This is a genomic window from Agrobacterium sp. 22-223-1 (assembly GCF_053522385.1).
Genome location: NZ_JBNWCN010000001.1, coordinates 2,319,947 through 2,343,855 on the forward strand (window position 1 = coordinate 2,319,947; position 23,909 = coordinate 2,343,855).

Here is a 23,909-nt window from a genome sequence, read left to right on the forward strand (position 1 = left end):
GTCATTCACCTTGGGCATGCCAGTTTCGGAGGAGGGAGAGACGCGCCTGCAGATCCGGAATGCTCTGCGTTATCGTTTTCCAGACGACCGAAAGCTCCGCCCGGAAATAATCATGCACGATCAGATTGCGCATTCCCTTCATCTTGATCCAGGGGATCTCCGGGTGCTGCTGTAAAAATGCGGGGTAGTGCTTGTCCAGCTTGGCGACCGCCTCGCCAATCAGGGCAAGCCCCATCATGACCGCCATCTGCGTCCGCGTGTCGGAAGAAAAAGCGGCCTCATCCATATCCTGAATGAAATCCTGTATTCTGGAGGCGGCAACATCCATCTCCTTTAGATAGAGCAGAAGCCGATCCGTACTCATACCGCTTTGGCTTCCTTCAGAACGCGCGCCCGTATATCCGAATGCAGGCCGCCTGAGGTGACGACGTCAACCTCCACACCAAGCAGCGCCTTCAATTCCTCCAGCAAACCACCGAGATCGAACAATGTCGTGCCCGGCAGCGCATCCACCAGAATGTCGAGATCGCTGTCCGGCCGGTCCTCGCCGCGGGCGACGGAGCCGAACACGCGCGGGTTCGCCGCGTTGAAGCGTTTCGTCGCTTCGCGGATCGCTTCCCTGTTCTTTTCCAGCACCTCGGAAGGTCTCATGATCTTCATCTCCAGACGGCGCGATTCTAGCAGAACGGCCACCGCTCGCCAATTCAGCCTTCCGGCAGCATCGAGGAAAGGCGAAGCCAGGCGATCTTCTCCACCTGCGCCGTCGCCGTCTCAAATTCTTCGGCTGCACCGTTGCCGATGCGCGTCTCGAAGGCAGCTAGAATATCGTGCCTGTTCAGCCCCTTGACCGCGATGATGAAGGGAAAGCCGAATTTTTCGGTATAGGCGCCGTTCAATTCGGTAAAACGGGCGTGCTCTTCCGGGGTAAGACGGTCCAGCCCCGCACCGGCCTGTTCGTTACGGCTGTCGGCCGTCAACTCGCCCGCAATCGCCAGCTTGCCGGCAAGATCGGGATGCGCCCGCAATACGCCGACCCTTTCCGCCTCGGAAGCGGCGCGAAACTGCGCGCTAAGCGCGGCGTGAACCGCCTTCGCCGTCAGTTCCAGGCCGGCTCCTCCGGCGTCATAGGCCCGTTCGGCGATGAAGGGCGAATGTTCGAACACGCTGCCGAAACGGGTGACAAAGTCCTCACGCGTCACCATCAAAGCACCTCCGGCTTATGATGTTCATGCCAGTGACGGGCAATCTCGATGCGCTGCGGGATCCACACTTTCTCGTGGCCGAGCACATATTCGATGAAACGGCGAAGTGCTGCCGCGCGGCCGGGACGGCCGACAAGGCGGCAATGCAGGCCGACGCTCATCATCTTCGGCGCGCCCTCGACACCCTCCTGATAAAGCACATCGAAAGCGTCCTTCAGATAGGTGAAGAACTGGTCGCCGGAATTGAAGCCCTGCGGCGTGGCGAAACGCATATCGTTGGTTTCGAGCGTATAGGGAATAATCAGGAAAGGCGCGTCGCCTACGCCCTTCACCCAATAGGGCAGATCGTCGGCATAAGAATCCGACGAATAGAGGAAACCGCCCTCTTCCATGACAAGGCGCAGCGTATTGTCCGAAGGCTTGCCCTGATACATGCCGTAAGGACGCTCGCCGGTAACCTCCGTGTGCAGACGCACGGCTTCGACTATGTGCTTGCGCTCTTCCTCTTCGGAAAAATCCTTATATTCCAGCCAGCGATAACCATGGCTGGCGATTTCCCATCCCGCTTCCTTCATCGCCGCAACGGCTTCCGGGTTACGGGCCATGGCGGCGGTCACGCCATAAACGGTGGTGGTAACGCCGAGACCGGTGAACATGCGCCACAACCGCCAGAAACCGGCGCGCGAGCCATATTCATAAATCGATTCCATGTTCAGGTTGCGCTGGCCGGGCCAGGGCTGGGCGCCGACGATTTCCGACAGCAGCGATTCCGACGCCTTGTCATTGTCGAGAATGCAGCTCTCGCCGCCCTCCTCGTAATTGATGACGAATTGCACGGCGATGCGCGCGCCGCCCGGCCATTTCGGATCGGGAACATTGCGGCCATAGCCCACCAGATTGCGGGAGTAATTTTCGGAAATCATTCAGCCACCCAGAACATCTCTCCCAAGGCGGAAACCGATTTCGGGAGACATAAAACAGACCTCCGAAGCGCGATGACCCGGAAGGGGCGCAACACACGCTTCAGATATGCGATATCCGAACGGTAGCATCCGCATCCGGAATGTCGAGATCAATCTTGCCGACATTCCGATGCTTTTTTGTATACGATTACTCCGACGTGCTCTTCAGGCGATCTTTCGGGCGGAAACGCGACCCATGGGGTGAAGCGAGTGTACCCGGAAAGGCGCGCCCGGTTCATCCTCGATGAAAAGCGCAAGGCTGGAAAACTGCAGGGACCGGGTGAGCAGCGGCTCGAAAACCTTGCGCACGGCCCGCTCTATCCTCTGGCTGCTGGAAGCTTCCACACCGCCCGTCAGCGACATCTGGAACCGGAACTCATCCATCACGTGCGGGCTGCCCCAGCGATGCAGATTGGTGAGCTGCGAGGCCGAAAGCCGGTCCGGATCCGCGCGCTCGATTTCCGCGTCGGAGAGCGGCGCCCGGTAACGGTCGAATTCCTGCACCACCCGGGCGGCAAAGAAATGCAGCACTTCGCAGGGGCGCTCGGGAACGAGGCTGAAGACATTCTCCTGCCTTGCTACCACCAGTTGCGGCAGTGTGAAGGGCTCCTGCCTGCCGGAAAAATACATCAGGTCGCGCAGAAGCGCGGCCTCGGAATGGCCCTCCGCAAGACGGAAGGGAGCCTTGATCGTGCCATGGAAACCGTAACGGCGCGGCAGCGCCGTATGGTAGGAAATCTCCTGCATGCCGAGATCGATCATGCCCGGCGGCTCCACCGCCTGACCGGAATAGGCATCGCGCCCCAACCACGCGGCGGCCGCCTGCGTCAGGGGGTCATTGGGGGAAGGCGTGAAATGAATGGCGTATCGCATGCGCTGTCACCTCGCCGCAAAAGCGGACAAACCGGCCTCGTTGCAGGCCAGCAGATAAGTGATTTGCGTGACAGATTAACGACGTGGACGACCTGATCAGAACTTTCTAAAGTCCGCGACGGCAATACTCACGTGTTGTTGAAGGTGAAAGCCCGAGGGGATGACAGGCGTGTGACCGCACACGGTCTGCAGCGCCGCATCGGCAAGAAAATGCGCAAGCCCGAAGCTGACCTTGAAGCCGCCGGTCAGCGCAACGAGCTTCGGATGGCCGGGGATCCTGCCCACCATCGGGTCCCTCCCCACCGCCTTCGGGCGCAGCCCGGCCCAGCGTTCCAGCACCGGCGCGCCGGCAAGCGAGGGAACAACGGCAGACGCATCGGCAAGCAGTTTTTCAAGCTTTTCATCGGTACTGAAGGGATCGGAAAAACAATCTTCGCTGGTACTGCCGATCGCGACTGTGCCATCCTCATGCGGCACGATATAAAGACCATTCAGGAACACGACCGGCATCGCCGGATCGGCTGCCGCATTGAGAAGTGCTGCCTGCCCCTTCACCGCCTGCCCCAGCGTCACACCGGCCTCCAGGCCGAGGGCATCGCGGATCAGGGGGAAGGAACTATGGCCGTTGGCGACGATGACATGGCCAAAAGAAACCTCATCGCCCGACGACAGCACCGCCCGCCCGGCAACCGCGTCGAGCGAAATGACGCGGCAACCTTCCGCCAGCCGCACATGCCGCGCCTTGCCGAGAAAAGCCGAAAGAAGGGCGATCATCGCGCGTGGCGAGACCCGCGCCGCCAGCGTATCGAACACGAAACCCGCCTCACCCGCCGCATCATCCACCCAGCCCGCGACCGAAGGGCTGTCGCCGACATGCCAATGGAACCGGCGTTCGCCCGACACCCAGTTCTCCAGCGCATCCCGTTCGTGCCGTTCGGCAATGGCGCGCAGATGCGGCTTCGGCAGCGGAATGATACGGCCGGAACGGCGGTAGCCGGCGGAAAGCCCGGTCTCCGCCTCCAGCCCGGCAATCTCTTTTTCCAGCGCAACCAGGGCATCGAACTGGAACTGCTTCTTGTCCGACCAGCGGTCCGGCATATGCGGCATCAACGCGCCCAGCAGCCCGCCGCTGGCGCCGCCGCCGGGGCGATCCGCCTCCACCAGCAATGTCTCGATGCCGAGCCGTTCCGCCTTGACGGCGGCCCACAGCCCCATGATGCCGCCGCCGCCGACGAGAAGCGGCACGGAGGCCGGCAATCTTGGAGATTGACCCTGTTCGAAAGCGGGATTATCGGCTTTAGCCATGAAACATTCCAACGAAAATATCACAGAGACCGGCGCAGCGGCCGGTTCACCGGCCGGGCAAGCCCCCACCGCGCTCGACTGGCGTGACGGGGATATGCCCTATTCACTGGCCTTTGACGACCATTTTTATTGCCAAACGGATGGCCGGCTGGAATGCGGCCATGTCTTCCTCTCCGGAAACGGCCTGCCAGAACGTTGGCTCGAACGGGAGGGCGCCTTCCGCATCGGCGAACTGGGCTTCGGCACCGGGCTTAACCTCTGCGAGACATGGCGCCAGTGGAAAGAGATGCGCAACGGCCGCTCCAGACTGCATTTCATCTCCTTCGAACTCTACCCGATGAAGGCGGAGGAAATCGACCGGGCGCTTTCCCGCTGGCCGGAAGTGGATGCCGAACGCCAGGCGCTCACCGCCCTCTGGCCCGCCGAGCCGAAAGGACGGGTCGAAATCCAGCTCGATGACGAAACGCGCCTGACAGTGGTTTGCGGCGAAGCGCTCGCCGGCATTTCCGCAAGCGAGGAAACTTTCGACGCCTGGTTTCTCGATGGCTTCGCACCCGCGCGCAATCCGGACATGTGGTCACTGGAAATCATGCAGGCGCTTTTCGCAAAGACGGCGCCGGGCGGCACATTCGCCACCTATGCCGCCGCCGGCTTCGTTCGCCGCAACCTCATCGCCGCCGGTTTTGAGCTGGAGCGCCGGAAAGGTTTTGCCGGAAAGCGGGAAATGCTCTGCGGGGCCAAAGCATTTTCAGCAAAAGCGTGAAGCGGTTTTGCGTCTGAAAATGCGTCATGGAAGATAACGCTCCGGCTGAAGCAATTCGGAGACCCGCAGTCGCGGCGGATAGTCACACGCCCGGCACGTCGCGGCGCGGCATGTTTTCGCCCAGCCATTGCGCGATCTTGTCTTCGAGCGTTTCCGGGCTGATGGGCTTCGACAGATAGTCATCCATGCCCGCCTCCAGGCATAGTTCCCGATCCGCCTCCTGCGTATGGGCGGTAACGCCGATGATCGGCACATGCCGGCCATCGGCGGCGGTCTGTTCCGCGGCGCGGATGGCCTGCGTCGCCTGATGTCCGTTCATGACCGGCATCGAGACATCCATCAGTATGATGGCGGGATTGTTCTCCTGCCATGCCTGCACGGCTTTCTTGCCATTGCCGACGATCAGAAAGCGCAGACCCGCCTGCTGCAATATCTGGGTGAAGACAATCTGATTGACGTCATTGTCCTCGGCCACCAGCACATCGACAAGGCTCGGCCGATGCCGCGCCGGCACCGCCGTCGATGCGGCATCGCGCTGCTTTCTTTCGATGGAGCCTTTTTCCGGCCGGACGGCGCCATCACCGCGACCTTCACGCGGGACCGGAGCTTGCCGGGCGCGTTTCAGCCGCACATCCCGCACCACGTCAAACAGGGTGGAACGCAGGAGCCGCGCCCGCGCCGGCTTCATCAGATGCGCCTGCACATTGAGATCGGTGAACAGCGTCTCGTCGCCGACGACATCCATGGAGGTCAGGAAAACAATGGCAATGTCGTCAAAGCGCGCATCCGCCCGGATCCGCTCCACCACATCCAGCCCATTCATGACAGGCATATGATAATCGAGAACGATGGCGTCGATGGAAAAACCGAGCGACGCCGCCTCCTCAAGCACGGCGATGCCGGAAGGCCCGTCTTCCACCGCGTGGCCGTCTATGCCCCAACTGCGCAACTGCTCCGTCAGGATGCGGCGATTGACGTCGTTATCGTCGATGACGAGCACGCGGATATCGTCGATCGCCACGGAAAGAAGCGGGAGGTCGCGCTGCCTCTCGGTCACCTGAAACGGAATATTGACCTCGAAGGTCGATCCCCTGCCGACATCGCTGACGACCTTGATCGCGCCGTCGAACAGGCCGACGAGACCGACCGTGATCGCCAGTCCCAGCCCCGTTCCCTCGTGCCGGCGCGTGGCGGAGCCGTCGACCTGGCTGAACTTGTCGAAGATGGTTTCGAGCTTGTCGGCCGGAATGCCGATGCCGCTGTCTTCGACGCGCAGCGACAGGATGGCCTCGGAGGCTTCCGCCGAACGTGCCGAAAGCTCGACCAGCACATGCCCCATTTCCGTGAACTTGACGGCGTTTCCAACGATATTGGTGACGATCTGCCGAAAGCGGCCGGCATCGCCGATGACCTTGCCGAACACGGAAGCATCGATCCGGACGATCAGCTCTATGTCCTTTTCAAGCGCCGCTGAGGACAGCAGCGACACCACATCCTCGACCGCCTCCGCCGGATCGAAGGGCACGCTGCGCAGCCTCATCTGCCCGGCCTCGATCTTCGAGAAATCGAGAATGTCGTTGATGATCGTCAGAAGCGCATTGCCGGATTTGACGATGATATCGGTAAAGGTCTTCTGGCGCGTATCGAGATTGGACTTGGCCAGAAGCTCCGCCATGCCGAGAACGCCGTTCATCGGCGTGCGGATTTCATGGCTCATATTGGCGAGGAATTCCGATTTAGCCCGATCCGCCGCTTCCGCGCGTGACAAAAGCCGCTGCAATTCCTCTTCACGCAGCTTCATCTCGGTCACATCGGTGACGATGATGAGCCAGTAATTGCCGGAACTGTTGGTGGCCTCCAGATTGAGCCAGCTTTTGCCGGCGACATGGATGAGCCAGGAAAACGGTCGGTTAGCGGCGATATTCTCCCTCCAGGCGCGCAGCGTCTCGGAAGCCTCCCCGGCCGTGCCGAAATCGCCGCGCCCGGCGCAGTGGGCGAAGAAACCCGACCAGTTGCAACCTTTTTCCAGAAGATGCGGCGGCACGTCGAACATACGCGCCATCGCCTCGTTGGACATGATGATGGTGCCCTGCTCGACCAGCACCAGCCCCTGCGCCATGGCGCGCGTGGCGCCCTGCATATATTCGCCGACCCGCTCCAGCTCGGCCTTCGCCTTGCTGATCTCAACATCGCGCATGCGCACATCGGTGACGTCGGCATAGGTGCTGAGGATTTTCCCGCCTTCGAGCCGGGTTTTCGAAATGACCGTGACCTTGCCGCTTTTGCTGCGCACCTCGCGGGGCGCAAAGACCTCCTCCTTCAGAAGCCGCTGCACCCGCTCGCCATAGACCTCATCGAAAGGCCTGTCGCCATAGTCATAAAGGCCGCTGTCGAAATTCATCTCCATGAATTCGCGATAACTTTTGCCGACAAGCGACTTCTCGCCGCCGATCTCGCCCCAGACCTCATAAAAGAACGGATTGACATATTCGATGACGAGATCGGCGCTGAGCAGCAGCACGCCCACCGGCAGGGCATGGAGAACCGCTTCGAGCTGGCGGTGCAGCGCCTCAGCCTCGGCCTGCGCGGCGATCAGCGCCTTTTCCCGGTCCTGCAGCAGGCTGGCATCGGTGACCGAGCCCACCAGATAATAGTCGTCGTCCGGCGTCGCGACCCGGCCGAGCCTTGTGATGACGGGAATGGTGCCGCCATCCGAAAGCGGAACGCTTCCGGTCTTTTCAATGGCTTCCCCGGTTTGCAGAATATGCTCGTTTTCCCGCTGGAACTGCGGGCCTTCCTCCGGAAACATCTCGCATTCGGTCTTGCCGATATGGTCGGCGAGGCTGCCGCCCAGAAATTTCTCATAGGCCGCATTGGCAAAGGTCAGCCGCCTGTCCTGATCTCTCAGGAACACGCCGACCGGCAATTGCTCAAGCGCGGCACGCAGAAGCCAGGTCTCGCGGATCTGCGTGCTCAGAAGCGTCTCATGCGCCTTGAACTCGGTGACATCCACCCGCAGCCCCACCAGCATGCCGTTTTCCAGCCGCTTGTTGACCATGCGCACCCAGCGGCCATCGGCAAACTGCTCCACCCTTTCGAGATAGGGCAGGGAAAAATCCCGTAGCTGCTCCTGCATCCACCCTTCGAACGCCGGATCGCCGTCCTTCGCATCGCGGTAGCCGCTCGAAAAATAAATCGCCCTCATCAGCGTCTCGAGCGGGACGCCGGCCTTCAGGTCGACACCGAGCGCACTGTAGAATTCCCTGAAGCGGGTATTGCAGTAGACCAGCCGGTTTTCGCGGTCATAAATCACGATACCCGCATCGACGAGATCGATCACGCCGCTGCCGAACAGCAGCTCCGAAGCGCTGTCGGCTGCCGGAAAAACCTCCACGGTGGCGGACGGCATATCCTCGAACGCTTCGAACAGGAACAGATTGCCGTCGTCACCGGTGAAACGTTCGCAGCGAAGCGTGTATGGCCCGGACGCGCCCCCACCATGGCAGGCAATCATCTCATCCGTGGCGAAGACCAGCGAACGGCGCTCCCTGTCCTCTCGCTCGGCATCGCGAATATCGGCGGAAAGGGAAAGGCTGGTGTGTCCTTTGAATGCCCCGGACGGACGCCCCATGAGCCGGGCATAGGCGGAATTGACCGCGATATAGCGAAGCTCGCTGTCCTTGATGCACGCGGGCAGGTCCAGGGCGGCCACGGCCCTGCAAGCCTTTTCCAGCAACCCGCAGCCTTCGGTCAATCGATACTCCACACCTTGCAGTCCATTCCTGTCGAATCAAATATTTCCGGACGCCGTCGCAAAAAACGTTATGTGAGAAAATCGATCTTTGCTATGTATCCGAGGGTGCCGTTACCCTTTTTTAACCATAATTCTTCGCTGGCACCCGCGCCGTCCCGGCAATCGCCGGCTACCGGTACGCATGGCTGCCATGCGCCCTCCAGCGGCGGCGTTACAAAACTATCGCTTGACTTTGACGCACAAAACGCCCACATGGCCCTCAAGCTTTCACCTTCGGCAGCCGCGTGAGCTGCAGCGTATGACCGGAAAGACGTCCTTAAAATAAGGAATCTGGCCCGCATGAAGGAAAAGCGCAAAGAATACAGAAGACGGCATGTGCCGCACTGATGCGCAGAAAGTTATTCCAACCCACAAGTTCCCAATTCACGCGGGGTTCTTGACGCCGAAACCGCCGGACAGCAGCCCTGTTCCGGACGATTGGTTTTTGGCGCCCCGAAAGGCATTATATTGACCAGTTTTAGCGAACTCGGCCTCTCCGAAAAGATCGTGGCCAGCGTTACCCAGCTTGGCTATACGACCCCTACTCCCATTCAGGCAAAGGCCATTCCGCTGCTGCTCGAAGGCCGTGACCTGATCGGCCTCGCACAGACCGGCACCGGCAAGACCGCCGCTTTCGGCCTGCCCATCATCGAAATGCTGATGAAGCAGGCGGACCGCCCGGCAAACCGCACCTGCCGCACCCTCATCCTCGCCCCCACGCGCGAGCTGGTGAACCAGATCGGTGAAAACCTGCGCTCCTTCGTGAAGAAGACGCCGCTGCGCATCAACCAGGTGGTTGGCGGCGCGTCGATCAACAAGCAGCAGCTCCAGCTCGAAAAGGGCACGGACATTCTGGTGGCGACCCCCGGCCGCCTGCTGGACCTCATCGCCCGCAACGCCATCTCGCTCTCCAAGGTCACCTATCTGGTGCTCGATGAAGCGGACCAGATGCTCGATCTCGGCTTCATCCACGATCTGCGCAAGATTTCGAAGATGGTGCCGGCCAAGCGCCAGACGCTGCTCTTCTCGGCCACCATGCCGAAGGCGATCGCCGATCTCGCCCACAGCTACCTGACCGATCCGCTCAAGGTGGAAGTAACTCCGCCCGGCAAGGCAGCCGACAAGGTGGAGCAATATGTTCACTTCGTCGCCGGCAAGAACGACAAGACCGAGCTTCTGAAGAAGTCGCTCAACGAAAACCCGGATGGCCGCGCCATCGTGTTCCTGCGCACCAAGCACGGCGCCGAGAAGCTCTACAAACATCTCGAACATATCGGCTTCAAGGTCGCCTCCATCCACGGCAACAAGAGCCAGGGCCAGCGCGAGCGCGCTCTCAAGGGCTTCAAGGACGGCGAGATCAAGGTGCTGGTGGCAACCGACGTCGCTGCCCGCGGCATCGACATTCCGGCCGTCACCCACGTCTTCAACTACGACCTGCCGGAAGTGCCTGACGCCTATGTTCACCGCATCGGCCGTACCGCCCGCGCCGGCCGCGACGGCATCGCCATTGCGTTTTGCGCACCGGACGAAACCCGCCTGCTGCACGACATCGAAAAGCTGATGAAGATCGATATTCCGGTCGCCTCCGGCGAACGTCCGGCCGGTCTTGCGAGCCCAACGCGCCCCAACAACAACCGCGGCGGCCGCAACAACAATGGCGGCCATCAGCGCGGTCCCCGCGAAGGCGGACGTCACAACGGCGAATCCCGTCCGTCGCGCCACCACGCACCGCGCGACGCGGACAACGATCTGGAAGTCACCTCCGACTTCAAGCGCGTCAAGCAGGCTGAAGGCGACGCAGGCCGCCCGGCCGGCCCGCGCAAGCACCGCCGCCCGGCCCGCAAGCCCGGCGGCAGCGGCGCCAACCGCCACGCCCCTGCCGGCGGCAACGGCCAGGAAAAACGCGCTTCCGGCAACGGCCATCGCGGCCGTAACCGCTAAGAGACGTTAATCGTTAAGCCGGGCTTTCGCCCGGCTTTTTCGTTTGTAAGGCGGAGAAGTCCGGTCTCAACCTGGTGTCTGTAGGAGATTGCCACGACGCTTCCTCCTCATCCCTGTGCTTGTCACAGGGATCCAGCCAGCCCAAGTCCTTGGGCTGAAAGGACTCTTCCCGTCGCGCAGACGCGCGTCGACTGGATTCCTGTGACAAGCACAGGAATGAGGGAGTGCATGCAGAGGCCGCCCGGCAGCGGGCTTTTCTTTCCCCTCACCCGCCCTGTGCGACCGGACGACGCCGTGACGGCAGGGTCATGGCCAGCACGCCGGCAATAACGCAGACGAGCCCCACCCACATGGCAGGTGTCGGCATTTCCCCCAGAAACGCCATGCCGATGGCGACGCCGACCGGCACCCTGAGATAGGCCTGCGAGGTGGTGCCGACGGAACCCAGCGTCTGCATCAGCCGGAAATAGATCATGAAGGCGAGCGCGGTCGAAAAAACGCTGAGGCACAGGAGCGCCGTCAGTGACGCCGCCGAAGGCGACAATGTCCAGGGCCGGTCAACGATCAGGCTCACGGGCAACAGGAAAACAGCGCCGCAGATAAGCGAGCCGGCGGCCGGCATGATCGGGTCGAGCCCTTTGAAATTTTTACTGAAAATGGCCGCGCAGGCATAGGAAAAAGCCGCCGTCAGCACGGCGAGCTGGCTCCATATCGCCTCGCCCGCGCCGCTCAGCGCTTCGACACCGATGATGAGGCACACGCCCATCATGCCGGCAATGGTGCCGAACAGCTTGCGCCCGCTGACCGGCTCGTGCCGGATAACGAGTGCGGTGAGAAGAAAGGTGAAGATCGGCGTCGTTGCATTGAGAATGACGGCGAGACCGGCATCGATGCTCTGCTCCGCCCAGGCGATCAATGTGAAGGGCAGAACGCTGTTGATGCAGGCCTGAATGAAGAACAGCCGCCACGTCGCCAAATCCGTGGGCAGGCGCAGCCCGCGTAGGCGGATAACTGCGTAGAGCAGCAGACCGGCAATCAGGGTTCTCGATGCGATGAAGGTGATCGGCGGTATCGTCTCCACCCCGATCTTGATGAAAGTATAGGATGCGGCCCACAGCGTGGACAACAGGGCGAGAAACAGCAATTCGCGGGCGATGGGGTTCTGGGAGGTCACGGATCGATTTTCCAACTGCGTTCAGGATGACCCGTTCTTAACCCGAAAACAAGCATCTATGCTTCGGCCACGGCCGAAGTTTCAATCATTCTCTAAAAAAAAGCTCCGCACGGCGTGACCATGCGGAGCTTCTGCAAAAAAGATCGATGACGGGTCGGGCAATCAGGCCCGGCGCTCATCCACCGAGAAGGCGCCCGGACCGGCAACGAACAGATAGAGGAAAATGAAGCAGAACAGGATGGCGGCGTCGCCACCGTTCAGGGCCGGGAAGAAATTGCTCGGCGCATGCGCCATGAAATAGGCGACCGCCATCTGGCCGGACAGGATGAAGGCGACGGGTCGTGTGAACAGGCCGATCAGCACGAGAATGCCGCCGACGAATTCCAGCAGTGCGGCTACAAGCATCAGGGTCGGCAGCGAGCCTTCCATCTGCGATGCCGGAAAGCCGAACAGCTTCTGCGTTCCATGCGCCATGAAAAGCAGCGCCGTCATGATGCGCAGCGCCCCGAGTGCCTGCGGGCGATAGCGGGAGAGAGAGTCGAAAGTTGCCATGTTCATGTGTCCCCGTTGAAGTGGTGCCGCGCTCGATACAGTGCATTTACGCCTTTATGGATACACGTCTCGAACACCGGAAATCACGTTTCCGATATAGCAGAACTCCCTTAAATACAGAAAGGGAGGCATTCTACACATGGTTGATTTTCAAGCATAAAATTGACCGTCTGCCGAAAAAATCAACTCAAGGATACAGGCATTTTCTGGCGTGGCAAAGGCGGAAAAATCCGCCTCTTCCTCACGCCTGCAAGACGACGACCTTCGAACCGACCGGCACGCGGCTGTAAAGATCGATGATGTCGTGGTTCAGCATGCGGATGCAGCCGCTCGACATGGCGTGGCCGATGGATTGCGGCTGGTTGGTGCCGTGCAGACGGAACATGGTGTCGTTGCCGCCGCGATAGAGATAGAGCGCGCGTGCGCCGAGCGGATTGTTCGGGCCGCCCGCCATGCCGCCGGCGAATTTCAGATTGCGCGGATCGCGGCGCATCATATTCGCGGTCGGTGTCCAGGACGGCCATTCCGCCTTGCGGCCAATATAGGCATCGCCCTTCAGCGCAAGACCCTGCCGGCCGACACCGACGCCGTAACGCATGGCGCGACCATCGCCCAAAACGTAATAAAGCCGCCGCGCCGGCGTATCCACCACAACCGTTCCGGCCGGGTGCCTGGTATCGTAGGTGACTTCCTGCCGGCGAAGTTCCGGCTTGACCTTGTCGAGATGCATGGCGGGAAGCGGGAATTTCTCCTCCGGCTTTGCCGCATAATTCAGCCTCTGCTGGCCGATGCCGGTATTCGCGCAGCCGGCCAGAAACAGCGGCAATCCGAACAGAACACCACGACGTGAAATAGACATGTAACCCCCGCCAAATCATGTGATTAACGAGAGGTATAATTTTATGGTTAACAAACCCCTAATATGCGGTTGTGGTAATTAGAGCATTTCCAGGAAAAGTGGAGCCCGGTTTTCCGTCCGGAAATGCAGCAAAACAAAGAGTTAGAGCGCTTTCGCTACTCGAAGAAAAGCGAAAACGCTCTAACGTGCGGCAATCGCTGCGGCAGGTCTGCGATTGGCGAGATAAACCCCCGTCACCGCCAGAACGGTGCCGGCAATCATGGCGGGTGTCAGCGTTTCCCCGAAAAGCAGTGCTGCTTCCACGGCCGCAAGCGGCGGCACCAGATAGATGAGCGAGGCGGCCCGCGAGACCTGCCCGCGCCGGATGAGATAAAGAAGCAACGCCACGGCGCCGATGGAGATCGCACCCACCGACCAGGCGAGCGTGGCGGCAAGGCCGAGGCTCCAGTCCACATGCCCATCCTCCAGCAGAAGCGCGAAGGGCACGGTGACCAGCAGCGCACCGACATATTGCAGCGTGGCCACCGCCATGATGTTTCCGCCATGGACATATTTCTTCTGGTAGAGCGTACCATAGGTAACCGAAGTCATGCCCAGCACATTCACCGCCACGGCGTAGAGCGGCACCGACAGGCCGACAGCACCGGTGGCCATGACCTTCGGCAGCACGGCAATGGCGATGCCAGCAAAGCCGATGAGCAGGCCGGCGCGCTGCAAGGGCGAGATCCTTTCGCCGATCATGTAGCGGGCGGCCACCGCCGTCATCAGCGGCTGCAGACCGGCGATGATGCCGCCGATCGCCGCCGGCACGCCCTGCCCTATCGCCCACCAGATCATGCCGAGATAAAGACCGTGCAGGAAGACGCCGGACAGGATCGCCCGGAAGAGATCGACACGCCGCTCAGGCCACTGGATGGAGGAAAAGCGGCAGATCGCCCACAGCAGCGCCCCCGCCAGCAGATAGCGCAGACAGAGAAAGGTCAGCGGTCCGGTATAATAGACCGCATATTTGGCGGTGACCCAGCCGGTCGACCAGAGAAAGACGAAGATGGCCGGAGCCAGACGGTCGAGCGACATGGGAACATCCCCTGTGCCGCACGAACCCCGTAACCGGACACGGCGCGGGAAAGGCGGCGAATTGATATTTCTGCGGCTTCACGCAAACCGGCGAAGGATCGAACCGGGTTATTCAGCAAGGCGGTATCCGCATCCCGGCGAAAGGTCAAAGGTGTTTTCGTGATCGCATCTTTCAGATTTTCTGATGCGACGCCCGATATTCATCAACCGAAAGCGACCGACTAAAATTTATGCATTCGCCCACGGCGCACACAGCACCGTCACCCCGATACGCGCCTCATCCCCGCGCAACCAATTTGCCAATGCCGCATTTATAGGCTGAAACCGAAAAAACGCTTCTTTTTTAAAACTCTAGAGCGGTGAAAAATCTTCGCAGGGAGCTCCGCATAGTTCTTGCATTGCATTTGGCGTTGTATTCATATGGCAAAAAAGGGGACATCGAAGTTGGCATTTGACGAAATGATAAATGCGGACGACACGCCGCGAAGCCCATATGAAAACTATAACGAGTGGTACAGCCGACAGGACAGGGCGCACCTGATCCAAAAATCAAAAGACGCGGAAAACATCTTTCGAAAAACCGGTATTACTTTCGCAGTCTACGGCCATGCCGACAGTTCAGAAAAACTGATCCCCTTCGATATCATCCCGCGCATCATCTCCGGACGGGAGTGGCGCAAACTGGCCCAGGGCATCGAACAGCGCGTCCTCGCCCTCAATGCTTTCCTCGACGATATCTACCACAAGCAGGAAATCATCCGCGCCGGGCGTATTCCCCGAGAAATCATCGAGAAAAACGAAGCCTTCCTGCCGGAAATGATCGGTTTCACCCCGCCCGGCGGCGTCTACACCCATATTGTCGGCACGGATATTGTCCGCACTGGCGAAGACCAGTTCTACGTTCTGGAAGACAATGCCCGCACACCGTCCGGTGTCAGCTACATGCTGGAAAACCGCGAAACGATGATGCAGATGTTCCCGGAGCTCTTCCACGAAAACCGGGTGCGGCGGGTGGAGGATTACCCCTATCTGCTGCGCCAGTCGCTCGCCTCGCTCGCCCCGCCCGGCTGTTCCGGCAAGCCGCGCGTCGCGGTGCTGACGCCCGGCATCTACAATTCCGCCTATTACGAACATTCCTTCCTCGCCGACATGATGGGCGTGGAGCTTGTGGAAGGCTCCGACCTGCGCGTCATGGACGGCAAGGTCAAGATGCGCACCACCCGCGGTTATGAGGCCATCGACGTGCTTTACCGCCGCGTCGATGACGACTTCCTCGATCCGCTGACCTTCCGGCCGGATTCGGCGCTCGGCGTGCCCGGTATCATGGATGTCTACCGCGCCGGCAACATCACCATCGCCAATGCCCCCGGCACCGGCATTTCCGACGACAAGGCGATCTATTCCTACATGCCCGAAATCGTCGAGTTCTATACCGGCCGCAAGCCGCTTCTGGAAAACGTGCCGACCTGGCGCTGTTCGGAGCCAGACAGCCTGAAATACGTGCTCGACAACCTCGCCGACCTCGTCGTCAAGGAAGTCCACGGTTCGGGCGGTTACGGCATGCTGGTCGGCCCCACGGCGACGAAAAAGGAACGGGCGCTGTTTGCGGACAAGCTGAAAGCCCGCCCCTCCAACTACATTGCGCAGCCGACGCTTTCGCTTTCCACCGTGCCGATCATGGTGAAGAACGGCATTGCGCCGCGCCATGTCGATCTGCGTCCCTATGTGCTCGTCTCGGACAAGGTGAAGATCATTCCCGGCGGACTGACCCGCGTTGCTCTCAAGCAGGGCTCGCTGGTGGTCAATTCCAGCCAGGGCGGCGGCACCAAGGATACCTGGGTACTGGAGGATTAAGCCATGCTGGGCAGAACGGCAAACGGGCTCTACTGGATGTTCCGGTACATCGAGCGCGCTGAAAACATCGCCCGGCTGATCGATGCGGGCCTGCGCGTTTCACTGACGCGCAGCGGCAGCGGCGATGAGGACTGGGACGGCGTATTGCAAAGCGCGGGCGTTCATGAAGCCTTTCTCGAAACGCGCGAGAAGGTAACGGCGGCCAATGCCATCGATTACCTCCTGCGGGACAAGGCGAACCCTTCCAGCGTCATGTCGTGCATCGAGGCGGGCCGCAACAATGCCCGCATGGTGCGCACGGCGCTGACGCGCGAAACATGGGAAGCCACCAACGAATTCTGGATCGAGCTGAAGAACATTCTCGGTCGCAAGCTCAACCATGCCGAACTGCCGCAGACCATCGATGTCATCAAACATCGCGCCGGTCTGGTGCGCGGCGCCTTCCACGGTTCGATGCTGCGCAACGATCTCTATAATTTCTCCCGCATCGGCACCTTCATCGAGCGTGCCGATAACACCGCCCGCATTCTGGACGTCAAATATTACGTGCTGCTGCCGGCGGTGGCCCATGTCGGCTCCTCGCTCGACAATGCGCAGTGGGAATCCATCCTGCGTTCGGTCTCGGCCCACCGTTCCTATGGCTGGGTCTACGATGCGGAATACAAGCCCTCCAACATTGCCGACTTTCTCATTCTCAATGGCCGCATGCCGCGCTCGCTGGCCTATTGTTATGAAAAGATCGCCAGCAACCTCAATTACATCGCCGAGGATTACGGCGAGAGGCACAAGGCGCACGACACGGCCGAGAGCATTCGCGACAGCCTGCGCGCGACCACCATCAGCCGGGTGATGGATGAAGGCTTGCACGAATTTCTGGAGAGATTTGTCAACCGCAACGGACAATTGGGACAGGAAATCACGGAAGGCTACCGCTTTTATCAATAAGCGCGTGGACGGGGACAGCTTATGCGTCTGAAAATCACCCATACGACGGAATATGTCTATGACGAGCCGATGCCCTATGCGTTGCAGCGGCTGCGCCTGACGCCGCAGACCGGCCCCGGCCAGACGGTGGAGAACTGGGATGTCTCGGTCGATGGCGCCACCGTCGAAGTGACCTATGACGACCATTTCGGCAACCGCGTTGCGCTGGTGGAAACGGAAGGCCCGCAGCAGCGGGTGAAGGTGGTGGCGAGCGGCACCGTGAACACCGAGGACAAGGCGGGCGTGTTCGGTTACCACATCGGCAATGCGCCGCTGTGGCTTTTCCTGCGCGAGACGCCGCGCACCAAACCGGGAAAGCTCGTGCGCGAACTGGTGAAGGTGAGCGCCGGCGACAGCGAGCTGGCCCGCCTGCATGACCTCATGGAGAATATTCACCGCAAGGTGGAGTATGTGCCGGGCGCGACCGATATCGAAACCACGGCGGAAACAGCGCTGGAAGCGGGCAAGGGCGTGTGCCAGGACCACGCCCATATCCTGATTTCCGCCGCCCGGCTGATGGGCCTGCCCGCCCGTTACGTTTCCGGTTATCTGATGATGGAAGAGGTGGAGGAACAGACGGCCACCCATGCCTGGGCCGAAGTGCATCTTCAGGGACTTGGCTGGGTGGGTTTCGACGCCGCCAACAATATCTGCCCCGACGACCGCTATGTGCGCATCGCATCGGGCCTCTGCTACCGCGATTGCGCGCCGATATCGGGCATGCGCATAGGCCCGGCGGGCGAGACGCTGAATGTGTCGGTCACCGTGCAGCAATCGCAGGGCCAGAGCCAGTCGCAGAGTTGAGATGATGGCCGGCAGGGACGACGACACAATCGGCTTTTATACGGGTAACGCCGCGGCCTACACCTCGCGTGGACAGGCGGCGGATCGCCCGCATCTGGAAACATTCCTGAAGCGGCTGCAAGAGGGTGCAAGCATTCTCGAACTGGGATGCGGCGGCGGGCAGGACAGCGAATTCATGCTGGCCGCCGGTTACGATGTCCACCCCACCGACGGAACGCCTGAAATCGCCAAAGCCGCGCAAGCCCGGCTCGGCATTCCCGTCCGGACATTGCTGTTCGAGGATATCGACGAGAGTGCGCGATATGACGGCGTCTGGGCCAATGCCTGCCTGCTGCATGTGCCTCGCCCTGCCCTGCCGGGCATTATCGGCCGCATCCACACGGCGCTGAAACGGGGCGGCGTTTTTTATGCCAGCTTCAAGGCAGGAGAAGTGGAAGGCCGCGACATGTTCGGCCGTTATTACAATTACCCTTCGAAGCCCTGGCTGGAAGACGCTTACGGACGGTTTGACTGGGCGGCGGTGGAGATCGAAGCGCGGCAGGGCAGCGGTTACGACCAGCTCCCGACCGCATGGCTGCATGTGACGGCAACGAAACCCTGATCCGGCGCGACAACTTGACGGTTGCGAAACCCCGTCCCACCCGGTTTAATCCCTGCATCGATTTGAAAGCATGATCCGGCTTCAGCCTGCGGGAGGAAAGCCGGCCGGGAGACGACGTTGTACAGCATTTCCGACTATCGCGACTGCCAGTCGCATGGCCCCGTCATCGCCGAACGGGTCTGGACGGCATGGTGGCAGGATAGCGGCCTTCAGGTGGGCGACGTCGCCGAGCACCTAAAGGACATGACCAACCCACATGCGCTGCCCACCGGCTTTGTCGCCCATGACGGCGGCGATTATGTCGGCTCCGCCTTCCTCATCCATTGCGATCTGGAAGAGCGTCCGCAATATCTGCCCTGGGTCGCAGCCCTGTGGGTGGAAGAAGACCGTCGGCGCTCGGGCGTGGCGCGAGCCTTGATGCAGGCCGCGACGCAAAGGGCGGCTGAACTTGGCCACGAGACCAGCTATCTCTGCTGCCAGCGGGGTCTCGAAGCCTATTATGTCAACTGCGGCTGGACCGTTCTGGAACGTGGCGTCGGCAAACACGACCTGACGGTGCTGACCTACACAACAGGCAAATAGGTTTCCGCCGAGATCCGCGGCCGGAAACCCCTGAAACGACGGGAGGAACCATGCGACCGCCAGCCGCCATTATGGAAACCGCGCTCTACGCCGACGATCTCGACGCCGCCGAAGCCTTTTACCGGGATGTCTTCGGGCTGGAAGTGGTGCGCAGGCTGCCGGGGCAATTCATCTTCTTCAAATGTGGGCAGCAGATGCTGCTGATCTTCGACCCCGAGCAATCCCGCCGCGCCGACCCCGACAATCCGATCCCCCGCCACGGCGCGGTGGGGCAAGGTCATTTCTGCTTTTACGCCAAGGACAAGTCGGAGGTGGACGGCTGGAAGGTGCGCTTCGAAGCGCTCGGAATTCCAATCGAACATTATCACCGCTGGCCGAATGACAGCTATTCCGTCTATATCCGCGATCCGGCGGGTAATTCGGTCGAGGTTGGGGAAGGCAAACTGTGGGGGATTGATTGATGGAGCGCAGAGGTTTTCGCGCGAAAACCATCGTTTCCGTTATTCCGGCCTCGAGCCGGAATCCAGGCGGCGCGCGTCGGCGCAGCAGGAAGACTCTTTTCAGCCCAAGGACTTGGGCTGGCTGGATACCGGCTCAAGGCCGGTATGACGGATAGAGGGAGCAAAATTGCCCCCTCGACCATTAGCATGTCCGGTCCGCAGATCAGATCTGGCGAACGGTGATCTCTTCTTCCGCATCCACGGCCAGCGGGTTCTTCAGCGGCAGGCCGAAGCCGGCAGCTTCGATCTCGAAGACGTCGCCCGCTTCGGGCTTGATGCCTTCTGCGAAGGAAAGCGTCGCGGTGCCGAACATGTGCACATGCACGTCGCCGGGCGCGCGGAACAGGCCATATTTGAAGTGGTGATATTCGAGGTTCGCAAAGGTGTGGGACATGTTGTCCTCACCCGAAACGAACGGCTTTTCGAAGATGACCTTATCGCCGCGCCGGATGCGCGAGGTGCCGCGAATATCGGACGGCGGGGCGCCGACGCGGATTTCCGGACCGAAGCTTGCCGGGCGCAGCTTGGAATGGGCGAGATAGAGGTAGTTGATCCGCTCGGTGACGTGATCGGAAAACTCGTTCGAAACGGCAAAACCGATGCGCATCGCTTCGCCCTTGTCGGAGATCACGTAGATGCCGGCCATTTCCGGCTCTTCACCGCCATCCAGCGCGAAGGAGGGAGAGGTGAGCGCAGCACCTGGTGCCGCCGCCACATGGCCGTTGCCCTTGTAGAACCACTCGGGCTGAACGCCCTTTTCGCCGGCCTTCGGCTTGCCGTTTTCGAGACCCATGCGGAACATCTTCATGGAGTCCGTCAGGCTTTCTTCCGCCGCTTCCGTGGTCTTCTTGTGCATGCTGTCGCGGGTTGCGGCCGAGCCCAGATGGGTAAGGCCCGTGCCGGTCAGATGCAGATGCGCGGGGTCGGGATGGGTGATCGGCGGCAGGAAACGACCTTCGGCATAGGCCTTTTCGAGATCGACGGCATCGCCGAGACCGTGGGCGGAAATGACATCGGCAAGGCTCTTGCCGCCATTGGCGGCTTCCATGGCAAGCGTATAAACCGACGCCGCACCCTTGACGGCCTGCGCCTGCCCGCCTTCTTCGCGAACGGCTACGGTGATCTTGCCACTGGCATCCTTGATCTGTGAAATAAGCACGGGATTTCCTTCCTCCGGCGCAACGCGCCTTGTCTCTTCTAAGCGGCGCATAACGCCTGCACCTTATGAAAGTGGCCGGAAACCGGCCACTTTTTTGACTTGCTATGTGGGTTGGGCAATCAGCCCTTGTTCTTGTTGTAAACGTCGAAGAACACGGCGGCGAGCAGCACGAGGCCTTTGACCATCTGCTGGAAGTCGATGCCGAGGCCGACGATCGACATGCCGTTGTTCATGACGCCCATGATGAAGGCGCCGATGACCGCACCGGTGATCTTGCCAACGCCGCCGGATGCCGAAGCGCCGCCGATGAAGCAGGCCGCGATAACGTCAAGCTCGAAGCCCACACCCGCCTTCGGCGTCGCCGAATTGAGGCGTGTCGCGATGATCATGCCGGCAAGGCCGGCCAGTACGCCCATGTTGACGAAGGTGAGGAAGCTCAGACGCTCGGTATTGATGCCGGAAAGCTTGGTCGCCTTTTCATTGCCGCCCATGGCGTAGATGCGACGGCCGATGGTGGTGCGGCGGGTCACGAAGCTGTAGAGCGCAACGAGAACAAGCATCACGATCAGCACGTTGGGCAGGCCGCGATAGGTGGAAAGCTGGTAGCCGAGGAACAGGATCGCAGCCGAGATCAAAAGGTTCTGGGCGATGAAGAAACCGAAAGGCTCGACATCGATACCGTGCTTCACGTTCACGACGCGACGGCGCCATGCGAGATAGAACAGCACGACCGTAATCAGTACCGTCAGGATCATCGAGGTGGTGTTGAGACCTTCAATGCCGCCGATATCGGGCAGGAAGCCAGTGCTGATGATCTGGAAATCGGTCGGGAACGGACCGATATTCTTGCCGCCGAGCACGAACAGCGTCAGACCGCGGAACACCAGCATGCCCGCCAGCGTCACGATGAACGACGGAATGCGGTGATAGGCGATCCAGTAACCCTGTGCAGCACCGATGATACCGCCGATGACGAGACAAATCAGCGCCGCAAGGAACGGGTTCATGCCCCATTGCACGGTCAATATGGCCGCTATCGCGCCGACAAAGGCGACGATGGAACCGACCGAAAGGTCGATATGCCCGGCCACGATGACGAGCAGCATGCCCAGCGCCATGATGACGATGAACGAGTTCTGCAGGATGAGGTTGGTCAGGTTCACAGGGCGGAACAGGATGCCGCCGGTGTAGAACTGGAAGAAAACCATGATGGCGACGAGCGCGATCAGCATGCCGTATTCGCGGATATTGGAGCGAATATACGACCCGACCGAGATGACGTTACTTTCTTCGTTTGTTGTGTTTGCCGAACTCATGAGTTCTTCTCCCCTGAGCGCATGATAGCGCGCATGATGCTTTCCTGGCTCGCCTCTCCCTTCGGCAATTCAGCGACGATGCGGCCTTCGTTCATGACGTAGATGCGGTCGCAATTGCCGAGCAGTTCGGGCATTTCCGATGAGATCATCAGAACGCCTTTGCCGTCGGCAGCGAGCTGGTTGATGATGGTGTAGATTTCATATTTCGCGCCGACATCGATACCGCGGGTCGGTTCATCGAGGATCAGCACGTCGGGATTGGAGAACAGCCACTTGGAGAGCACGACCTTCTGCTGGTTGCCGCCCGAAAGATTGACCGTTTCCTGAAAAATCCCCGACGAGCGGATGCGCAGGCGCGTGCGAAAATCGCTCGCTACCTTCATTTCCTTGATGTCGTCGATGATGCTGGCACTCGACACGCCGGCCAAATTGGCAAGCGTGGTATTGTGCAGAATATTGTCGTTGAGCACGAGACCGAGATGCTTGCGGTCTTCCGTGACATAGGCAAGACCGGCATCGATGGCCTTGCGCACGGTGCTGACATCGACCGGCTTGCCGTCGATCAGCACTTCGCCGCTGATCTTGTGGCCATAGGACTTGCCGAACACGCTCATGGCGAATTCGGTGCGCCCGGCACCCATCAGACCGGCAATGCCGACGACTTCGCCCTTGCGCACGGTAACGTTGATATCGTGCAGAACCTGGCGGTCGCGGTGCTGCTGGTGATAGGCGTTCCAATTCTTCACTTCGAGAATGGTCTCGCCGATCGGCACGTCGCGCGGCGGATAACGATCCTCGAGATCGCGCCCCACCATGTTGCGGATGATGACATCCTCGCTGATTTCTTCCTGATGACAGTCGAGCGTCTTCACCGTCATGCCGTCGCGCAAAACGGTGATCTGGTCGGCCACCTTGCGCACTTCGTTCAGCTTGTGGGTGATGATGATCGAGGTCATGCCCTGCTTGCGGAATTCCATCAGCAGGTTCAGCAGCGCCTCGGAATCGCTTTCGTTGAGCGAAGCCGTCGGCTCATCGAGAATGAGCAGCTTCACGCTCTTCGACAGCGCCTTGGCGATTTCGACGAGCTGCTGCTTGCCCACACCGATATCGGTGATCAGCGTCTCCGGCGATTCCTTCAGACCCACCTTCTTTAAAAGTTCGCGGGTACGGTTGAAGGTCTGCTGCCAGCTGATGACGCCGCTCGAAGCGACCTCGTTGCCAAGGAAGATGTTTTCCGCAATCGACAGGAGCGGCACGAGCGCCAGCTCCTGGTGAATGATGATGATACCAATATCTTCACTGTCGTTGATGGCGCGAAAATTCCGCACAGCGCCTTCATAGTGGATTTCGCCCTCATAGGTGCCGGCGGGGTAAACACCGGAAAGGACCTTCATCAAGGTCGACTTCCCCGCGCCGTTCTCACCGACGAGTGCGTGGATCTCACCCTCTTTAACCTTGAGGTTGACGTTCTCAAGCGCTTTCACGCCCGGAAACGTCTTGGTGATGTTCCGCATTTCGAGAATGGTATTGGCCATATCGCAATCCAGCGCCCGATTAATTCCGGCGTTTTTATTTTTATGGAAAAACGGGGATGACGCCAAGTCATCC

22 protein-coding genes are annotated in these 23,909 nt (G+C 60.3%); 8 read left to right on the forward strand and 14 right to left on the reverse strand.

The annotated features are described in order from the left end of the window. Position 1: 1 nt before the first annotated feature. The 6 genes from ACQZ60_RS11480 to ACQZ60_RS11505 form a co-directional block, all read right to left on the reverse strand. Positions 2-364, reverse strand: coding sequence for a HepT-like ribonuclease domain-containing protein (locus tag ACQZ60_RS11480; protein WP_035220083.1), 363 nt, complete (start codon positions 362-364; stop codon positions 2-4). Next, a complete protein-coding gene (locus ACQZ60_RS11485; RefSeq protein ID WP_035220685.1) occupies positions 361-651 on the reverse strand; it encodes a nucleotidyltransferase family protein in 291 nt (96 codons plus the stop codon). Before ACQZ60_RS11485 ends, ACQZ60_RS11480 begins: the two co-directional genes overlap by 4 nt. Before the next feature lie 53 nt (positions 652-704). Further along, positions 705-1,202 (reverse strand): 2-oxo-4-hydroxy-4-carboxy-5-ureidoimidazoline decarboxylase, encoded by a 498-nt coding sequence (gene uraD / locus ACQZ60_RS11490; RefSeq protein ID WP_035260921.1) that lies wholly within the window; start codon positions 1,200-1,202, stop codon positions 705-707. Beyond that, on the reverse strand, positions 1,202-2,125 hold the full coding sequence (gene puuE / locus ACQZ60_RS11495; protein ID WP_035260919.1) for an allantoinase PuuE: 924 nt from the start codon (positions 2,123-2,125) through the stop codon (positions 1,202-1,204). Before puuE ends, uraD begins: the two co-directional genes overlap by 1 nt. A 204-nt stretch (positions 2,126-2,329) precedes the next feature. Then, entirely contained in the window at positions 2,330-3,037 is a 708-nt protein-coding gene (locus ACQZ60_RS11500; protein ID WP_003524263.1) for a DUF1045 domain-containing protein, read from the reverse strand. A gap of 96 nt (positions 3,038-3,133) precedes the next feature. Continuing rightward, positions 3,134-4,342 (reverse strand): NAD(P)/FAD-dependent oxidoreductase, encoded by a 1,209-nt coding sequence (locus ACQZ60_RS11505; protein WP_448735257.1) that lies wholly within the window; start codon positions 4,340-4,342, stop codon positions 3,134-3,136. Here ACQZ60_RS11505 and mnmD point away from each other — a divergent pair. Then, on the forward strand, positions 4,341-5,105 hold the full coding sequence (gene mnmD / locus ACQZ60_RS11510; protein ID WP_448735258.1) for a tRNA (5-methylaminomethyl-2-thiouridine)(34)-methyltransferase MnmD: 765 nt from the start codon (positions 4,341-4,343) through the stop codon (positions 5,103-5,105). The two genes, ACQZ60_RS11505 and mnmD, sit on opposite strands and share 2 nt — an antisense overlap. Before the next feature lie 82 nt (positions 5,106-5,187). Here mnmD and ACQZ60_RS11515 read toward each other — a convergent pair whose 3' ends face one another. Next, positions 5,188-8,859, reverse strand: coding sequence for a response regulator (locus ACQZ60_RS11515; protein WP_448735259.1), 3,672 nt, complete (start codon positions 8,857-8,859; stop codon positions 5,188-5,190). A gap of 507 nt (positions 8,860-9,366) precedes the next feature. Here ACQZ60_RS11515 and ACQZ60_RS11520 point away from each other — a divergent pair. Continuing rightward, a complete protein-coding gene (locus ACQZ60_RS11520; RefSeq protein ID WP_035261393.1) occupies positions 9,367-10,839 on the forward strand; it encodes a DEAD/DEAH box helicase in 1,473 nt (490 codons plus the stop codon). 265 nt (positions 10,840-11,104) lie between these two features. Here the strand turns inward: ACQZ60_RS11520 and ACQZ60_RS11525 are convergent, their stop codons facing one another. The 4 genes from ACQZ60_RS11525 to ACQZ60_RS11540 all read right to left on the reverse strand — a co-directional run bounded on the left by ACQZ60_RS11525 (position 11,105) and on the right by ACQZ60_RS11540 (position 14,501). Further along, the gene (locus tag ACQZ60_RS11525) at positions 11,105-12,013 is read right to left on the reverse strand and encodes a DMT family transporter (RefSeq protein WP_448735260.1); all 909 of its coding nucleotides are present in this window, start codon (positions 12,011-12,013) and stop codon (positions 11,105-11,107) included. A 162-nt stretch (positions 12,014-12,175) separates the two neighbouring features. Further along, positions 12,176-12,565 (reverse strand): DoxX family protein, encoded by a 390-nt coding sequence (locus ACQZ60_RS11530; RefSeq protein WP_031234117.1) that lies wholly within the window; start codon positions 12,563-12,565, stop codon positions 12,176-12,178. Between the two features lie 241 nt (positions 12,566-12,806). Next, positions 12,807-13,424 (reverse strand): L,D-transpeptidase, encoded by a 618-nt coding sequence (locus ACQZ60_RS11535; RefSeq protein ID WP_137003900.1) that lies wholly within the window; start codon positions 13,422-13,424, stop codon positions 12,807-12,809. Between the two features lie 180 nt (positions 13,425-13,604). Further along, positions 13,605-14,501 carry a DMT family transporter gene (locus ACQZ60_RS11540; protein WP_448735261.1) on the reverse strand — a complete coding sequence of 299 codons (897 nt, stop codon included), beginning with the start codon at positions 14,499-14,501 and terminating at the stop codon, positions 13,605-13,607. A 444-nt stretch (positions 14,502-14,945) separates the two neighbouring features. Between ACQZ60_RS11540 and ACQZ60_RS11545 the strand changes: the two genes are divergently transcribed. The 6 genes from ACQZ60_RS11545 (at position 14,946) to ACQZ60_RS11570 (ending at position 19,787) form a co-directional block, all read left to right on the forward strand. Further along, on the forward strand, positions 14,946-16,355 hold the full coding sequence (locus ACQZ60_RS11545; protein WP_003520532.1) for a circularly permuted type 2 ATP-grasp protein: 1,410 nt from the start codon (positions 14,946-14,948) through the stop codon (positions 16,353-16,355). 3 nt (positions 16,356-16,358) lie between these two features. Then, entirely contained in the window at positions 16,359-17,300 is a 942-nt protein-coding gene (locus tag ACQZ60_RS11550; RefSeq protein ID WP_020810909.1) for an alpha-E domain-containing protein, read from the forward strand. 21 nt (positions 17,301-17,321) lie between these two features. Next, positions 17,322-18,143 (forward strand): transglutaminase family protein, encoded by an 822-nt coding sequence (locus ACQZ60_RS11555; RefSeq protein WP_003520534.1) that lies wholly within the window; start codon positions 17,322-17,324, stop codon positions 18,141-18,143. A gap of 4 nt (positions 18,144-18,147) precedes the next feature. Continuing rightward, a complete protein-coding gene (locus tag ACQZ60_RS11560) occupies positions 18,148-18,744 on the forward strand; it encodes a class I SAM-dependent methyltransferase (protein ID WP_448735332.1) in 597 nt (198 codons plus the stop codon). A 117-nt stretch (positions 18,745-18,861) separates the two neighbouring features. Beyond that, positions 18,862-19,326, forward strand: a complete 465-nt coding sequence (locus ACQZ60_RS11565; protein ID WP_448735262.1) for a GNAT family N-acetyltransferase — start codon at positions 18,862-18,864, stop codon at positions 19,324-19,326. Positions 19,327-19,376: 50 nt separating this feature from the next. Continuing rightward, complete coding sequence (locus tag ACQZ60_RS11570; protein ID WP_448735263.1) at positions 19,377-19,787, forward strand: VOC family protein; 411 nt, start codon at positions 19,377-19,379, stop codon at positions 19,785-19,787. A gap of 202 nt (positions 19,788-19,989) precedes the next feature. On the opposite strand, the gene araD1 is transcribed toward ACQZ60_RS11570, so the two are convergent. The 3 genes from araD1 to gguA form a co-directional block, all read right to left on the reverse strand. Continuing rightward, on the reverse strand, positions 19,990-20,985 hold the full coding sequence (araD1, locus tag ACQZ60_RS11575) for a 2-keto-3-deoxy-L-arabinonate dehydratase AraD1 (RefSeq protein WP_448735264.1): 996 nt from the start codon (positions 20,983-20,985) through the stop codon (positions 19,990-19,992). 119 nt (positions 20,986-21,104) lie between these two features. Next, the gene (gene gguB / locus ACQZ60_RS11580; RefSeq protein ID WP_059754318.1) at positions 21,105-22,301 is read right to left on the reverse strand and encodes a sugar ABC transporter permease GguB; all 1,197 of its coding nucleotides are present in this window, start codon (positions 22,299-22,301) and stop codon (positions 21,105-21,107) included. Beyond that, positions 22,298-23,836 carry a sugar ABC transporter ATP-binding protein GguA gene (gguA, locus tag ACQZ60_RS11585; RefSeq protein ID WP_003520541.1) on the reverse strand — a complete coding sequence of 513 codons (1,539 nt, stop codon included), beginning with the start codon at positions 23,834-23,836 and terminating at the stop codon, positions 22,298-22,300. The genes gguB and gguA overlap by 4 nt, the downstream gene beginning before the upstream one ends. Between the last annotated feature and the right edge of the window lie 73 nt (positions 23,837-23,909).

Excerpts from the sequence above, each read along its gene's own strand:
- ACQZ60_RS11480 (WP_035220083.1), bottom strand. The coding sequence starts at position 364 with ATGAGTACGGATCGGCTTCTGCTCTATCTAAAGGAGATGGATGTTGCC.
- ACQZ60_RS11485 (WP_035220685.1), bottom strand. The coding sequence starts at position 651 with ATGAGACCTTCCGAGGTGCTGGAAAAGAACAGGGAAGCGATCCGCGAA.
- uraD (WP_035260921.1), bottom strand. The coding sequence starts at position 1,202 with ATGGTGACGCGTGAGGACTTTGTCACCCGTTTCGGCAGCGTGTTCGAA.
- puuE (WP_035260919.1), bottom strand. The coding sequence starts at position 2,125 with ATGATTTCCGAAAATTACTCCCGCAATCTGGTGGGCTATGGCCGCAAT.
- ACQZ60_RS11500 (WP_003524263.1), bottom strand. The coding sequence starts at position 3,037 with ATGCGATACGCCATTCATTTCACGCCTTCCCCCAATGACCCCCTGACG.
- mnmD (WP_448735258.1), top strand. The coding sequence starts at position 4,341 with ATGAAACATTCCAACGAAAATATCACAGAGACCGGCGCAGCGGCCGGT.
- ACQZ60_RS11505 (WP_448735257.1), bottom strand. The coding sequence starts at position 4,342 with ATGGCTAAAGCCGATAATCCCGCTTTCGAACAGGGTCAATCTCCAAGA.
- ACQZ60_RS11530 (WP_031234117.1), bottom strand. The coding sequence starts at position 12,565 with ATGGCAACTTTCGACTCTCTCTCCCGCTATCGCCCGCAGGCACTCGGG.
- ACQZ60_RS11535 (WP_137003900.1), bottom strand. The coding sequence starts at position 13,424 with ATGTCTATTTCACGTCGTGGTGTTCTGTTCGGATTGCCGCTGTTTCTG.
- ACQZ60_RS11540 (WP_448735261.1), bottom strand. The coding sequence starts at position 14,501 with ATGTCGCTCGACCGTCTGGCTCCGGCCATCTTCGTCTTTCTCTGGTCG.
- ACQZ60_RS11550 (WP_020810909.1), top strand. The coding sequence starts at position 16,359 with ATGCTGGGCAGAACGGCAAACGGGCTCTACTGGATGTTCCGGTACATC.
- ACQZ60_RS11555 (WP_003520534.1), top strand. The coding sequence starts at position 17,322 with ATGCGTCTGAAAATCACCCATACGACGGAATATGTCTATGACGAGCCG.
- ACQZ60_RS11560 (WP_448735332.1), top strand. The coding sequence starts at position 18,148 with ATGGCCGGCAGGGACGACGACACAATCGGCTTTTATACGGGTAACGCC.
- ACQZ60_RS11570 (WP_448735263.1), top strand. The coding sequence starts at position 19,377 with ATGCGACCGCCAGCCGCCATTATGGAAACCGCGCTCTACGCCGACGAT.
- gguB (WP_059754318.1), bottom strand. The coding sequence starts at position 22,301 with ATGAGTTCGGCAAACACAACAAACGAAGAAAGTAACGTCATCTCGGTC.
- gguA (WP_003520541.1), bottom strand. The coding sequence starts at position 23,836 with ATGGCCAATACCATTCTCGAAATGCGGAACATCACCAAGACGTTTCCG.